Genomic DNA, 245 nt, shown 5'->3' on the forward strand with positions numbered 1-245 from the left:
TGATAGTAGCCCCAGATATAATCACTAATGGCACTTTTAGCCTCAGCGATATTCTCATAACCGCCCTTTGGCATCCATTCTGTTTTAAAGCTTCTAAAGAAGCGCTCAGTTGGGGCGTTATCCCAACAATTTCCACGACGGCTCATACTTTGTGTCATACCGTCGCAGTCATCGATTGATTCAGCAAATTTCTTACTGGTGTAATGCGTGCCCTGATCTGAGTGAAATAACACACCACTTGGTTT

At 43.7% G+C, this 245-nt stretch carries 1 protein-coding gene; it reads right to left on the bottom strand.

Going from position 1 to position 245, the window contains the following annotated elements; translation table 11 throughout:
• Nucleotides 1-245 (bottom strand): integrase core domain-containing protein (locus tag AAEY79_RS16730; protein WP_352289695.1); only part of this gene is annotated, 245 nt, incomplete at both ends.

The organism is Psychrobacter sp. GW64-MNA-CIBAN-0177 (assembly GCF_040309585.1).
In the GTDB taxonomy this organism is placed as follows: Bacteria; Pseudomonadota; Gammaproteobacteria; order Pseudomonadales; family Moraxellaceae; genus Psychrobacter; species Psychrobacter okhotskensis.